The sequence below is a fragment of the Pseudomonas wayambapalatensis genome, from assembly GCF_049942315.1.
GTDB lineage: Bacteria > Pseudomonadota > Gammaproteobacteria > Pseudomonadales > Pseudomonadaceae > Aquipseudomonas > Aquipseudomonas wayambapalatensis.
Map to the genome: position 1 here is coordinate 21860 of NZ_JBNFMU010000169.1, position 15191 is coordinate 37050.

At 58.9% G+C, this 15191-nt stretch carries 8 protein-coding genes; all 8 read right to left on the bottom strand.

The features are described from left to right. Positions 1 to 344: 344 nt before the first annotated feature. A complete protein-coding gene (locus tag ACPZMI_RS11255) occupies positions 345 to 614 on the bottom strand; it encodes a hypothetical protein (protein ID WP_186666717.1) in 270 nt (89 codons plus the stop codon). 570 nt (positions 615 to 1184) lie between these two features. Next, complete coding sequence (locus ACPZMI_RS11260) at positions 1185 to 1586, bottom strand: hypothetical protein (RefSeq protein ID WP_426352240.1); 402 nt, start codon at positions 1584 to 1586, stop codon at positions 1185 to 1187. Positions 1587 to 1878: 292 nt separating this feature from the next. Further along, a complete protein-coding gene (locus ACPZMI_RS11265) occupies positions 1879 to 2133 on the bottom strand; it encodes a hypothetical protein (protein WP_426352241.1) in 255 nt (84 codons plus the stop codon). 97 nt (positions 2134 to 2230) lie between these two features. Beyond that, a complete protein-coding gene (locus ACPZMI_RS11270; protein WP_426352242.1) occupies positions 2231 to 2476 on the bottom strand; it encodes a hypothetical protein in 246 nt (81 codons plus the stop codon). Positions 2477 to 2617: 141 nt separating this feature from the next. Then, entirely contained in the window at positions 2618 to 3088 is a 471-nt protein-coding gene (locus tag ACPZMI_RS11275) for a hypothetical protein (RefSeq protein ID WP_426352243.1), read from the bottom strand. 170 nt (positions 3089 to 3258) lie between these two features. After that, positions 3259 to 3729, bottom strand: a complete 471-nt coding sequence (locus tag ACPZMI_RS11280) for a hypothetical protein (RefSeq protein ID WP_426352244.1) — start codon at positions 3727 to 3729, stop codon at positions 3259 to 3261. Positions 3730 to 3916: 187 nt separating this feature from the next. Beyond that, positions 3917 to 4432 (bottom strand): hypothetical protein, encoded by a 516-nt coding sequence (locus tag ACPZMI_RS11285; protein ID WP_426352245.1) that lies wholly within the window; start codon positions 4430 to 4432, stop codon positions 3917 to 3919. A gap of 3 nt (positions 4433 to 4435) precedes the next feature. Next, complete coding sequence (locus ACPZMI_RS11290; RefSeq protein WP_426352246.1) at positions 4436 to 15130, bottom strand: two-partner secretion domain-containing protein; 10695 nt, start codon at positions 15128 to 15130, stop codon at positions 4436 to 4438. Positions 15131 to 15191 lie beyond the last annotated feature (61 nt).

The following is a 15191-nucleotide window of genomic DNA, read 5'->3' on the forward strand; positions in this document are numbered from 1 at the left end:
AAGCACGCCAGGAACATCAGACCAACCAAAACTCCACACGCCAAAATTGTAAAAATTAATTGAAGAACCTAAAAACCTTGAAGCAACACCCACTAAAAAAAACGCGACTATTAGATATACAAATAGCAAAATGAACGCTTGCAGCCTTGACCGAGGCTTAATCACTTTCCACCTCCTAACGACCCTATCTCAAAACTTACATTTTCAGACACGCAGGCACCGACGATTCTCTCAGCCACGGCTCTTCATACTTGGGCGACGAAAATCCTTTTCCAGTAAGGCCTCGACACCGCCTGTGGCTTTAGCTTCTCTGTAACGATAGAAGGTGTCTCGCCACACACAAATCAACAAGAAACATTCAAACCGCAAGCAGAGATAAATTCACGTATCGGCATATCAAGAAAGCTACTCTCCCCAACGGAAAGAACATCTTGCAAGGTGACGACCCCTTTTTCAAAATCCAAATACACGTCAAAGCAATTAAACTCAAACTCCCTGAACAGAACGTTCTTTGAGCAAACCCTCTCATTAAAGGCATCGTTCAAAATAGAACAAACGCTACCATTCAACTCTTGGGCGACAAATCGCTCCATTAGTATGCCACCACTATCCATAACCATTCCTACTAGTGCCGGAATGCAGTCTGAGCCACACCTTCCCGAACATTTATTTTGATTGGCGACTGGCCCAATAGTACTCCGAGGTATGGAACACCATATCCGCTCGCGCAGCGGTTCAATTCTGTAAAAATCAATGACACTGACCTCAGTGATCTGTTTAGTTCATTTTCTTCTCAAAGCTGTTTGGTGTTCACAACCAAATACCCCGTACCAGCACCTCGAGTGTTCTCACACATCAGGGATCTCGATGTGAAATGACCTCGCAAAAATACTCCAAGACATCCAGCCAGGCCTCGGCTCAACCTCCAGGTAGGTCTGCTCGTCGACGCTACGGTCCTGGGTCCAGGCCAGGTTTTCAACCAATCCCATTTGGCTGTGCTGAGCATCTGCCCACGCGAGCTTTTCCTGGCTGCTACCTGCCTAGGGATGGCCATAACCCAAGGTCTGCTCACAACTGAGCAAACTGGCGACACTTGCCTGGACGGTTGCCAGGCTATGGCTGATACCCAAGCCATTTGGAGCATCCAGTTTCCTGACAGCATCCAGTCTCTCAAAGGCATAAGCCTAAAGGTATGCCGCGAGCCCGACCTTCTCATCCTGGCTAAGCAATGAGGGATCGCGCTTGTAGAGTTGCAACAGCTTGTCGCTACGCTGATCCGCGCCTTCGAGGTTGACCAGATCACGCGCGGCGTCCATTCCGCCGTCTTTGGTCGGGAGGGCCTGCTGGAGCGTCGGCGCGGCCACCGACGTCTTTGCCGGGTGGCTGGTGTCGCGCGCAACGATGGTCTCGGTGTAGGGCTGGGCAAGCGTGATCGGCGTGCTAGGCCCAGGCTGTGCAGTGGACCAGTGCAACCCGTCAGCGGCCCCTCCTACCGGGCTCGACGTGCCTTGGCGGGCGGCCACTTCGCCGCTGCGGCTGGGCAGTTTACCCGGCCTTTGGGCCTGATCGATGGCGGCCACGCGCACGCGCGACACCCGAAGCAACCGATGGAACTCTGCGAGCGAAACCAATCTTTGAATTTATTAAGCCCAATTGAATCAACGGCAATAACTTTCATCTCACTTTTTCGGCATGACACATTCGAAGTCTTTAGCTTTCCAAACCCTTGAATTACATCGCCACGCTCTATTCTTGCGTCCACAAGCGAACTAATTCGACCAAACACACAATTGGTATCTTAGATAAATTTAGAACCTTCAATCATAAATTCCGCCTCTCTAAAACCCAGACTAACCTAACACAACCACAAATTAAAAATCAGTCGCAGCGCTTTTTTCTAACCTCTGCCACCTTTGACTCCACCCATATCCCTAAAGCGACTGGAACCCCACAAGACAAGCCAACAAGAATAGACTTATGAATCTCCTTCCAACCAAATGCCCAATAATCAAATTTATAATAACCAATAATCGACCCTACAAGGTGCCCCAACACCCCAACTCCAAGAAAAAACAATACAGAATACACCAACAACACAACCATCAACAAAAATCCAACTCTTTCCAGCTTCACTTTTTTCTCTCACAGGATCGATATAGGGAGGCATGCTTCACTCAAGCTTGAACCCTTTTTGGCTCAAGCAATCCGTGCTCGAGAATCATTTCGACATTTACTTCCCATCACCCCATTTGAAATATGAAGCAACACATATCCCAAACCACACAGGTACTGCACAAGCTAAAAATCCAGGCAATAATCCAAAAATATCAGACCAGCCAAAACTCCACGCACTATACTCACAATAAATAATTACAGCCCCTAAAAAATTCGCCATAACACCTGCAAAGAAAAACAAAGAAACTGAATATATAAAAAGGAGTACATAAGCTTGAAGCCTAGATTTAGGCTTGAGCACTTACCATCTCCCACTGCCCAAACTTAACGCCTACGACCTCGAACGCCTGAGAAGCTCACGCGGCACGAGCGCTGGGCACATTATTTTTAGCGGTATTTCTGAGACGCTAAACTAGCTAGTACCCTATCATTCACCTTAGCCTTATAAGCCTAGGGGGCCGAACGAATTACCAGTAAAATACCTAGTATTCGTATCTACAGCCGGCTCTAAACCACCATAAAATTGCGAAAACTCAAACCTATTCGACAGGCCACTCGAGTAATCTCTCATGGCACGCATTACGCAATCAGCGCTAAAAAATGGCACCTCATTAAAAGACAGCTCCACATCTACTCCCTCTGAATATTTAACAACCCTCAGAAGAACACATGGTAAACTCATCTTTGGCGACACCTGAAATTCATAGAGCCGACCTTTCAGACATACACCCCCCCTATACGCAATAACCGCATCAATCAAAACCTTATTAATATCTCCACCATCCACACTGATAACACCTTCCGAAGAAACCAGCCCCATAAGTCCCCCAGAGCTTGCTTTCAGGAAATCCAGCAACCCAAACAAATCACGTACAGCCACCTGCTGCAGCACCACTTCGTATGATTCAGCCATGGAATATTATTCAATAAACTATTTATAATCCCCATCCATATTCAATCGAATACCGCGCCCATCAGGAACACGCTTCTCCATAAAACCAAGCCCTTTATCGGCAACTACCGCCTTGAACTCACCTGAAGCTTTAGTAATTTCACACGACTTCGCTTGTCGTTTTTGAACCATTAAGTTATCTGAAAAAATGTAATCACTGGACCATAATCCTGATCTGAGTTAGAAACCACAACACTAAATTTCTTGTCAGAGAACTTCTCTCTCAAAACTAACCTCCAGGAGAATGCCATCACCTCTGCCAGCTGTTCGAACACCCTATTATCGACGTCCTCAGAGCACCCTTCAAAGACATCATAAATGTGCACATGGTTGATCATTTTTTCAGTTGCTTGCAGGTCACCATTGAATTGATCCAGCCAACACCTAACAACACCGCTATCATATTTACTTTCTAAAAAAACCCCATTTCCATCAACAACAAAATCAGGAAAAAAAAGCCTGCTCGACAGCAATACATCCTCAGGATTGCACTGACTGCTTATATAGGAAAGCTCATCAATCTCGTCTTTTTCCGCCCACACCGACTTCCAAGACTCATAACGAACCAAGCCGAACATGGGATGAATTGTGTTAACTTTCATTATAGGATCTCGTCGGGCTTAGCTGGCATTAGTGCTAATTTTGTCGAGGACGATTGAACTTTGGCTTTGGCTTCCACTATTGTTCCCACACCATTACCAATACGCGCTTCAACTAGGATACCAATTGATATTCTTGCTCCCTTATTTTTTTGATGGATTATGAAAAATTCGGTTTGCCCAATATTTTTTATCGAAGGGTCCAGTCATGTATTGATATAGAATTAATAAATTGTTCTGGAGCGTCTTCCAAAGAAGACCTATGATCCGTCACAAAACTAATTCCCGTCAATATTCTTCCATTTTTAACCAAAAGAAAGTCATCATCCGCATCATTGAACAAAACATCAAATTCCTTTTCCAAGCGCCGAAGGTCATCCCCCACACTGACATTATTAAATTTCCCACAATACCCCTCACCCACCGCAATCCTATAAAGCTTTCCGCCACTTTCAAAGTACAGCGACACCGTCTCATTCATAAATCTATATGAGAGTAACCGCTCATTACCAAAACCAATCTTCCTCTCAACTCCCACCCATGAGTTATTCTTAAGGAGAATATCACGAACAGCCACTTCCGGACCGTACCACTCAACCGCACCAACTTTATCGCCAACATCAGAAAACGTTTCACCTAAAGAAAATCCAGCGGCTGACGTACCCGGGACAAGATCAGAGTACAAATCAGGGAACAAATTACTCATAGATCACTTCCACCCTTTCCATTCACCGCCTTCATATTTCAGACGATTTCCATGGGTATCATAGTATTGTTGATAACGCGTAATGGTGCCAGGACTAAAATCAGGCGAAGGATCAATTACCCGTATTTCAATATTTTTATTACCAATCTTTGCAGTACTAATAATTTTATAATACGGACTATCACCGTGAGTTCCCCCACCTGGGTGGAACTCTACCTCTTTTATTGCAGGGTGTCCTTCAACGCTAAAGACCTGTGCTTTACCTGAAGTTCCAGCCAATGGTGCTTTCGGTGTAACGCTCGCACCATCAAGCGTTAGTGATTGCTTGATATCATCAATCGATTTACCCCACATGCTAGACGGCGATTCAGCAATATTTCGAGGAATACCTGCCTGGGCGGCCAGATCGTCTCGCAGACCAACACGCGCGATTGCAGACGTAGCCGGTACTTCTGCTGCACCAGTCGCTTTCCCCCCACCTGCCACTTTCGAGTCAGCAACGACTACAGCCCCCGCCCCACCCTTGATGGCAGGAATCCCCAGTGTAGCCATCCCCAGCAGGCCGGCCACCATATTACCAGCGGCATTCCATCCATCACCATCAACCGCTTGCTTGGCACCCTGGGTAAACTGCAGCGCCCCGTTGGTCGCCGCCACAGCTCTGATAGTGTTGCCGATAGAGCCGCTCAGGAAGTAGATCGCAGGATCGCCCAGATTGGCCAAACCCTGCTGCTGTTCGCCAATGCGAAGGCTGGACTTGGCATCCAGGTAGGTCTGCTCGTCGACGCTACGGTCCCGGGTCCAGGCCAGGTTTTCAACCAGTCCCATTTGGCTGCGCTGAGCATCTGCCCACGCGAGCTTGTCCTGGCTGCTACCAGCGTAGGGATAGCCATAGCCCAAGGTCTGCTCACCACTGAGCAAACTGGCGACACTTGCCTGGACGGTTGCCAGGCTATGGCTGAGACCCAAGCCATTTTGGGCATCCACTTTCCTGACGGCATCCAGTCTCTCGAAGGCATAAACCTGCAGGTATGCCGCGAGCTCGACCTTGTCATCCTGGCTAAGCAATGAGGGATCGCGCTTATAGAGTTGCAACAGCTTGTCGCTACGCTGATCCGCGCCTTCGAGGTTGACCAGATCACGCGCGGCGTCCATTCCGCCGTCTTTGCGATAATTGTCCCTTGCCTCGTCTCGCTGCTTGGCCGAATGGTCCCCAAGGAAGTTGTATTGCGTGCCGTTTTTGGCGACCCATGCCGCTTTGTTCAACGAGCTGGCATCGGCATCCTCCTGACTTGCCGCCGCCAGCACCCCGACGATCTGCGAGCTCATGGTCAGCAGGCTTTCATTTCCCCCAACCAGCTTGTTGAGCTGTACCACCAGCGCCTCATTCGCGCCGCCCGCCAAAGCACCCGTTCTGAAGTCACCGCCAGTGGCCTTCGACAGCAAGCCACCCACCATCGCATGGATGGCAATCTTGGGGAGGCTGCCATTCTCGATGCCGAACTGCTTGGTGTAATCCCCCACCGCATTGAAACTGGCCGCCGCCAGCGTATTGAACAGCGCGTTTTTCAACGCATCGCTGGCACTGCCGCCCTGCCCAAGGGCCTTGCTCAGCAGCAGGGAGGTGCCATTCTGCAACGTCTGGTTGGCTGCGAACTGACCTACGCCTTTGATCGTGTACAGTTCGGGCCCAAGGACTTTGCCCGTGACTGGGTCGGTTTTCGTTCCCGTCCAGCCATCGAAATAGGCCGCTGTCAGGCCCGCAGCTACACCAGAAATGACATAGCCTTTCATCGCATCGGAGGAGGTCACATCCTTGACCACAGCCCCCAGATTGCCTCGATTATTGACGACGCTTACCGAAGCATTGGTCGCAGCGCCGGTGGCAACGGCCCCGACGGCGGCTCCAGCGACACCGCCGTTGGCCCAGGCCGCTGCGGCAGGGCCGACGACGGCCGCCATGACGATCGCAATCGCGAGCTGAGCAGCCGGCCCCAGCCCGGAATTGCTGTACTTGAACGAGTCGTGGATTTCCTTGACCTGACGCCAGTCCACGCCACCTTGTTCTTCGACCTGCTTGAGCCAGGCCAGCTTGGGATCAGCCTTGACCATGGCATCGATGGACTCGCTCACCGTCTGCTGGTTGACCTGGCGCACATCCACATGGATCTTGCCAACGGCATTGATCACCAGATCGCCTTTGGCGACCAGCTCGCTCTGGCGAACCGTTTCATCCGTACGGCCCTCGCCCTTCATGCTGAACCAGCCAACGTTGGACTTGCTCTTCTCGTGACTCTCCTGATGCAGGTCCTTGACCGCCTCGAACGTCACCGCGCCGCCACTATCGATGGTCAGGTCAGCCCCCGAGGCGAGCTTCGCCCCCTGGTACAACTGATCGCCGCCGCTCTTGAGCGTCAGATCACCACCGCTGCTGACTTCGCTGCCCACCGCCTTGACGTCGGTGACTTCGTCGCGCTGGGTCTGCTTGCTGCCCCAGCCGCCTTTCTTGCTCATGTCGTACAGCGAGTACTGGCTGTCGTTGGCCGCCAGCAGTTCCAGCTTGTCGCCCGCCACCAGGTAGGCTTCCCCGCCAGCGCTGACTTTGCTCGCCACCAGGCGCAGGTCACGCCCGGCGTCGATGGCCAGGTCGCCACCGGCCTTCACCACGGCAGACTGCTGCTCGACGTCATCCTCCTGCCGCTCGTACTTGGTCTTGCCCTTCTTGCCCTTGGCGTAGCTGTGTTCCTCGTTCGCCGCAGCAGCCAGGGTCACGTCGCGGCCGGCCTGCAGGGCCAGGTCGCGGCGTGCCTCGACTTCGCTGGCGACGATGCTCAGGTCCTGGCCTGCCGTGGCGGTGAGGTTGCCGCCTGCGCTGATTTCGCTGCCGTACTGGGTGATGCTGGTGTCGTGGCCGCTGACACGGCGGCGTTGATACTCGTGGCTGTCGACGCCTTCCTGGCTGACGATGGACAGGTCGCGACCAGCATCCAGCCTGATATCGCCGCCCGCCTTGAGCACCCCACCCACGTTGCCGATATCCCGCCCAGCGGTGATGGTCAGGTCGTTCGCCGCCTCGATGCGTGCTGCAGTGTCAACCAGGTCCTTGGTCACATGCTCGCCACCGGCCCGGCCTTCCAGGCGAGTGACGCTGCGTTCGTTGATCACATCGCCGGTCAGCGCGGTCAGGCTCACTTCACGACCGGCGATTATCCCGCCCTGGGCGTTGCGGATCGAGTCGGTGGCGAGCATGTCCAGGCGTCCGCCTGCTTCGATCAGCCCGCTGTTGCTGATGTTGGTGGCGCTGGCGGCGAGGTTGTTGGTGGCACGCAGGGTGCCGACGTTGACCAGATCGCCGCCGCTGATCAGGTTGACGTCACGGCCTTGAATCAGCGCGCCGTTGGGGGCGACGCGGCCGTTGGCGTGGGCCAGGTACAGCACTGGGGCCAGCACCTTTTCGCCGTTGACCTCGACCTGCTCCATCCAGACGATGTCGTGGGTCAGGGCGGCGACCTGCTCGGCGCTGAGCGACACGCCCACGCTCAGCGACAGCTTGTCCTTGCTGGCGATGGCGTTGTCCATCAGGTAGCGGAACAGCGTCTCGTCGCTGGTCATGCCATCGATGTAGCGCTGGCCGGTGCGGGCCACCACGGCTTCGCGGATCAGGCGTTGTTCGTAGAGGCCGTCGCCCAGGCGCTTGATGGCCTGGTCTGGATTGACGTTGAGCTGGCCAAGCAGGTAGTCGGAGCTCAGGAACTGCTTGAGGTCGGTCAGGGCCGGGTTGGTCTCCACCAGGTACTTGTGCGAGGTACTCGGCACGCTGCGCTCAGGTACGCCCTGGACCAGTCGAACACCCGCTGCCAGGCCATCCAGCGCCACACCGGCGCCGCTGACGGCGCCTTGGGCCGCAGCCGAGCCTTGGGCGGACAGCGTCTGCGCCGCACGGTTGTCGGCATTGGTGGTGCTGGCCAGCGGCGAGATGAAGGTGCCGCTGCCTGCTTGGGTATGGTCGGCGGTGGCGCCCAGGGCATCGCCGCTGATCGCGGCCTGGCCGGTCTGGGTGCTGATGCGGAACAGGCCGTTGCTGCCTTGCGGCAGGCTGAAGCTGGGCAGCGTGACCGGATTGACCTGGCGCTGAGCAAGGTCAGGCGGCAACTGCGGGTTGAGCGCGCGCACCTGGGTCTGGACCTGGCGCGGATCAGCCGTGGCATCGCCACGGGCCCCGATGGCACCGGCTCCAGCCTGATTGACGCGCACCACGCTGTTGTCGATGCGCTGGGTGGCGTTGATGGTCACGGCACCAGCCGACTGCACGACCGCCGGGGCAACCACGGCGCCAGCGATCGGCGTCCTGTTGTCGATGACGTCGTAGATGCTGTACTGCGGATACCCCGCAGCGGCCATGACCTGGTCGAGGGTCAGCGAGCCAGGGTTCTGGTTGAACTGGTTCTTGGCCTGGATGAACGCGTTGTACTGGCCGCGATCACGGGTATACATGCTCGCGGTGAGGTTGCGCTGCTCGCCTCCACCGGCGCCCTTGTTCTCGAACACCGCCGTGTTGATCGCGATATCACCCGCCGCCGAAACGCTGCTGTAGTGGTTGCGGAATGCGTCACCGGCGAAGGTCAGCTTGCTGCCGGTGGTGATGAAGGCAGTGGGGGTATCGCGGTCGATGACGTCTTCCCAGCTTTCCGTTGCCGAGAAGTACAGCTCGCAGCCCTTGCCCTTGCAGCGGTCGTCGGAATAGACGTTGACGTTGCCGGCGACCAGTTTCTTGGTCGAGCTGAGGAACTCCTTGCGGTTGAGCAGCGTGTCCACCGCCAGGGTCATGTTGCCGGCGCTTTCCACGCTGCCGGAGATGTTGTCCAGCAGCACCGCGCGGGCAGCGGCGTTGCCGGCAAGGTCGAGGCCACCAAGGCTGTAGATATCGCCGTAGTAGTTGCTCAGGCTGCCGACGCGCAAGGTCATGTCGTTGCCGCTGAACACCAGGCCGCGCTGGTTGCTCAGGCTGTTGGCCGTCAGCTTCACCGCCGCAGCGCCACCCAGGGTGCCGCGGTTTTCGAGGCTGGCGGCCGTCACCGTCAGGCCGCCCAGGGCGGTCAGGCGACCGTCGTTGCTCAGCAGGTTGCGCGCAGTCACCACGGTGTCGGCGCCACCGGCGAGGCTGGCGCTATTGGACAAGCGGATATCGTTGGCGCCCAGCGTCAGTGCGCCAAGGCTGCTCAGGCGGCCATTGCCGTCATAGTTGCCGGTCAGATCCAGTTGCAGGCTGCCATCGCTGGCCAGCAGGCCATGGTTGGTCCAGTCGCCGCCTCGGCCCTTGAGGCTCTCGACGGCCAGCAGCTTGCCGCTGGCGGTCTGGACGAAGCGACCGATGTCCAGTTCCAGGCGCCGCGCTTGCAGCACGCTGCTGTTGGTCCAGCTGGCAGCGGCGATGCTCAGCAGGCCATCGGTATGCAGCACGCCGCCAGCCTGGGTGACCTTGTCGGAGGCCAGGCCGAAGCTACCCTGGCCGGTGTGCAGCAGTTGCCCGCCGCTGTTGCTCAGGCCACCGATCTGCAGGTCGAGGTCCTGGTTGGCGGTGGCCAGCACGCCGTTGTCGTTGAGCAGGTTGCCCGCGACGATCAATCGACTGGTGCCGGTCTTGCCCAGGGCGCGCAGGTTGCCGCTGCGGTTGTCGAGTTCGCTGGCACGCAGTTGCAGCTCGCTCTCGCTTTCCAACTGGCCGAGGCTGTTGTAAAGCGCGCCGCTAAGGCCAAAGTCGATGCGTCCGGCGCCGATCTTGCCGCTCTGGTTGAACAGTTGCTGGCCCTGCACCTGCAGCAATCCGGCGGCGTACAGCCCGCCGCCGCGGTTGTCGAGATCGGCGGTGACGATCTTGCCATCACCGCCCTGCGCCGAAAGGTAGCCGCCCTGGTTGTTCACCTTGGCATCGGCTGCGATGTCCACGGACTGCGCCTGGGTGGTACCGCCAGCGTTGTCGAACAGGTCGCTGAAGACGCCCTTGAACAGGCCTTTGGCCGCGCTGAGCATGCCATTGCCGCTGTTGTCGAGGCTCGCCGCGTGCAGTTCGAGGTTGCCTGCCTGGCTCTCCAGGCGACCGCCGCGGTTGTCCAGGCGCTTGTCCAGGCGCACGTCGATATCGCCCTGGCTCTTGAGCGTGCCGGCCTGGTTGTCGAGGGCTACGGCATGGATATCGAGCTTGCCGTGCTCACTGAACAGCAGGCCATCGTTGCCGTTGAGCAGATCGCCGCTCAGGCGCAGCACCAGGTTCTGCTGGCTGGCGAGGTTGCCGCCGTGGCTGTTGTCCAGCGTGCCCGAATCGACATGCAGCAACCCATGACTGATCAGCTTGCCGCCTTGGTTGTCGACACGCGCGGCCTTGAGCAGCAGGTCGGCGCCACTGACCAGGCGCGCGCCGTCGGTATTGAGCAGTGCATCGGTCAAGGTCAGGTCGAGCGCCGCGCGGCTGATGAGCTGGCCCTTGGCGTTTTCCAGACGCTTGCCGGCGACGCTGATCGCCTGTCCGTTGATCTGCCCGCCCTGGTTGTCGATGACGGTGCTGTCCTGGTCGAGCGTCAGGTCACCTGTGGCGGAAATGAGGCCGCCGCTGTTGTCGAGCCGGTCGCTGACACTGAGGGTGATCGCCTGCTCCGAGGAGACGATGCCCTTGCGGTTGTCCAGGCTGGCCGCCGTGATCTGCTGGTGGCCCTTGCTGACCAAAGCACCCTGGTCACGGTTGTCGAGGGCGCCGGTCAGGGTCACGGCAAGATCGCCGTCCTTGCTCGACAACGTGCCTTCGCCGCTGTTGTTCAGCTCGCTGCCGGTGACCTGCAAGCCTTGAACGCCGGACATCAGGCCTTTGGTGCTGTTGTCCAGCTGTGCCGCCTCTACGGTCAGCCGGCCGTCGCTGAGGATGCGGCCCTGCTGGTTGTCGATGCGCTTGGCGAGCAGGCTGAAGGATTGCTGGCTGGTGATTTCGCCAGCGCTGTTGTCGAGCGTGCCCAGGCGCTGGATGATCAGCGGGCCATTGGCACTGATCAGGCCGCCCTGGTTGGTCAGGTCGCCGCCGTTGAGGTCGAGGTCGAGTTTCTGCTCACCGATCAGACGCCCCTGGCGCTGGATCAACGCACTCACCCGCAGCAGCAGATCGCCCTTGGCGGAGATCTCGCCACCCTGGCTGGAATCGACCTGCCCGGCCACCAGCGTCAACGCGGCATCGCTGTGGATGCGACCGCCGCGCTGAAGGGCATCGGCGCCGTTGCGCACGTCGCCCGTGGTCAGGGTCATGGCCTGCTTGCTGCTCAAGGCGCCGCCACGGTTGTCGAGGCCATCGCTGGTGACGGTCAGCGCCGCCTGGCTGATGAGCTGGCCGCCCTGGTGGTTGTCCAGTTGTCCGGTCGTGACGGTCAGGCCGGTGTTGCCCGACATCACGCCACGCTCGCTGTTGAGCACGCCTGCACTGGTGACGGTCAGCGCTGCGGCGGCAGAAAGGATGCCCTGGTCGTGGTTGTCGAGTTGGCCGTCGATCACGGCCTTGAGGGCCTTGCCGCTGGCCAGGGTGCCGCCACTGAAGTTATCGAGGCTGGCAGCCTCGACGTCGAGATCGTGGCTAGCCGACAACACGCCCTTGAGGCTGTTGTCCAGAACACCGGCAATGCGCAGGGTCAGGTCCTGGGCGCTGATCAGGCGTCCGCCACGGTTGTCGAGGCGGTCGGCGATCAGGCTGAAGCCGTGGTCGCTGGAAATCTCTGCGCCGTTGCGGTTGTCCACCGCGCCGATCTGGCGCAACAGCAGGCTGCCTGGCGAGCGCAGCAAGCCACCGTCGCGGTTCACCAACTGGCCGTGCTGCAGGTCGAGATCGATGCCGGTCCCGCTGACCAGTTGCCCGTGGTCATGCTGGTCGAGGCCGGTCAGCGTCGCATCGATCTGGCCGGAGGCACTGATGCGGCCACGGGCGCTGTTGTCGAGCTGGGTGGCGACCAGCAGCAGGCTGCCGGCACCGATGTTGCCCTTGGCGCTGTTGTCGATGGCGCCGCTGCGCAACTGGGCATGGCCAGCTGCACTGATGGCGCCGCCCTGGCTGTTGTCCAGGCGGGCGGCGTCAAGCACCAGCCCGGCATCGGTCACCAGAATGCCGCCCTGGTTATCCAGCAGCCCTTGGCTGGTCAGGCCCATGGCAGCGATTGCCGAGACCTTGCCGCCCTGGCGGTTACGCAACGTGCCGGCGTTCAGCGTGAGGGTGCCGTCACTGACGATGAGCCCGGCGTCGCTGTTGTCCAACAGGCCGTCCAGGGCCAGCTCGATATGCGTGTGGCTGCTCAACCGGCCGCCGTTGTTGAGCAGTTCGGTGCCTTTCACGCTCAGGCTGTCGTAGCCGCTGAGCAGGCCCTTGTTCTGGTTCAGCAGGCGCTGGACGGTCAGGGTCAGGCCACGGTCGCCAATGACCTTGCCCGCCTGGTTGTCCAGCAGCTCGCTGGCGTCGAGCACGACCTTGCCTGCGCTGGAGATCTCACCCTGCTGGTTGAGCACGCGCGCCGCGCGGATGTCGACCAGGCTGGTCGCGCCGATCCCGCCGCCGTTCTGGTTGTCGATGGTATTGGCGGTGAGCAGCAAGCTACCCAGACTGGTCAGCCTGCCGCCCTGCTGGTTCAAGGTGCCCAGGTGGGCTTCGAGGTCACCTTTGGCGGTGATGTTGCCCAGGCGTTGATTGTCGACCTTAGCGGCGATCAGCTCGAGGCGGCCATCGCTCTGCAGGTGACCGGCATCGCTGTTGGCGAGGCTGGCAACTTCGATGTGGGCCTTGCCCTTGGTGGTGGCTACGCCCTTGTCGCGGTTGTCGAAGTCCCCGCCGGTGACGGTCAGAGAGCGGTCGGCAAGCACCAGACCGCCACGGTTGTCGAGGCTTTCGCCGTGCAAGGCGAGGTCGCCGACGCTCGACAGCATGCCGTTGTCGCGGTTGTTCAGGGTGGCCACTTTGACGGCCAGGGTGCCGTCGCTGAGCAGGTTGCCCTTGCCGCTGTTGTCCAGGCCCACGGCTTTGAGATCGAGCAGACGCTTGGCCGAGATCAGGCCGAGGCGGTTGTCGATGTCGGCGCTGGCGACGATCAGCACGTCGCCGCCCAGCAACTGCCCGCCGCTGTTGAGCAGCCCGGCGGTGGTGATGTCGAGGCGATCGGCCTTGAGCTTGCCGCCGTCCTGGTTGTCCAGCAGCGCGCGGGTGGTCAGCCTGGCCTGCTGGTCACTGCCGATCAGACCGTTGGCGCGGTTGTCCACCCGGGCGGCGCTGACCTGCAGATCCCCCTGGCCGACCACGCGGCCGCCACGGTTGTCGAGGTTGCCGGTGATATCCACCACGGCCTGGCCCTTGCCTTGCAGCAGGCCTTGCTCACGGTTGTCGATCGCACCGCCCTTGGCTTTCAGGGTGTCGTCGGCCAGCACCTGGCCTTTGCGGTTGTCCAGCAAGCCTGCGGTCAGCGTGGTGGTGCGGCCCTTGAGGCTGCCACCCTGGTTGTCGAGCTTGGCGCTGCTGTCGATCTCGAGGTTGCGGTTGGCGACCACGCTACCGCGGTTGTGCAGGGTCTGGCCCTTGAGGGTCACGTCGCCCTGGGCGTTGCGGCTGTTGTCTGGCTCCACGCCGGCTTCGATGATGCCCTGGTTGTCGATCCGCGCGCCCTGCACGCTGATGCTGCCCTTGGCGGCGAGGCTCTGGCCGACGCTCACATCGTCGCGCACACGTACGGTGGCGCTGCCGGCGGTGTAGGTCTTGCCGGTCAGCTCGGCGCTTTGTGCGGCAATCTTCAGGTCGCCGGCGCTGGAGGTCTGCGCAAGCGTCACCTTGCCGTTGGCATCCACCTGGATATCGCCGGTGGTGGCGGCCATGTTGCCGGCCAGCTTGACGCCCACGCCCTGCTCGGTGCCGACCAGGCGGATGGTGTTGGCGTACATGCCGCCCAGCGCCGAGCTGTCGATGGCCAGCAGGGGCTTTTCGCTGCCGTCGTCGGCACGCGGGGTGGCTTGCAGGGTGTCGGCCTGGACGTCGTTGCGCCCGGTGACGATGTTCAGTTGCTTGGCATGCAGCTCGGTATTGAGCTTGGCACTGCGGGTGATCAGGTCGAACTGGTCGAGATTGGTGGCGTTGAGGGCATCGCCCTCGATGGCGATGTCGCCGCCATCGACCTGGAAGCGGTCCAGGCGCTCGCCGTCCATGATCGGCTTGCCGGTGGTGAGGGTCGCCCGTGGCGTGTTGATGAAGCCGCAGCCATTGCAGGTGATGCCGTGGGGGTTGGCGACGATGACCCGTGCCGACTGCCCGGCCACCTCGGTGTAGCCCTGCAGGTTACTGCGGTTGCCGCCAGTGACCTGGTTGAGGATCACCTGGGCCGCCTGCCCCCTGAGATTGGGGTTGCCGACGATGATGCCGCCCAGTTGAGTCGACTGGGTCTTGCCGGTGGCGTTGTTGAGAATCAACCCGTTGCTGCCGACGTTGTAGTCGCGGAAGGTGTTGCTCGACAGGCCGCTGCCGTTGGGGGTGGCGATATTGACGATCGGCACCCCGTTGCCGGCCTGGTTGATGCTGGTGTTGGCATTGGCCGCTGCATCGACGGTCAGCTGTGCAGCCGTGCTGACGATGGGGTTGAGGAACATCACGCCAGCGACGATCAGGGCGATGCACTGGTTCAGTGGGGTGCGGATATCCATGTCGAACAAACTCCAGTCGCAGCTCAGGCCAGTTGCCGGCCTGCCCCGCAAGGGGCAGCGA

Coding starts and splice junctions, on each gene's coding strand:
- ACPZMI_RS11280 (WP_426352244.1), bottom strand. CDS start 3,729: ATGAAAGTTAACACAATTCATCCCATGTTCGGCTTGGTTCGTTATGAG.
- ACPZMI_RS11285 (WP_426352245.1), bottom strand. CDS start 4,432: ATGAGTAATTTGTTCCCTGATTTGTACTCTGATCTTGTCCCGGGTACG.
- ACPZMI_RS11255 (WP_186666717.1), bottom strand. CDS start 614: ATGGATAGTGGTGGCATACTAATGGAGCGATTTGTCGCCCAAGAGTTG.
- ACPZMI_RS11290 (WP_426352246.1), bottom strand. CDS start 15,130: ATGGATATCCGCACCCCACTGAACCAGTGCATCGCCCTGATCGTCGCT.
- ACPZMI_RS11275 (WP_426352243.1), bottom strand. CDS start 3,088: ATGGCTGAATCATACGAAGTGGTGCTGCAGCAGGTGGCTGTACGTGAT.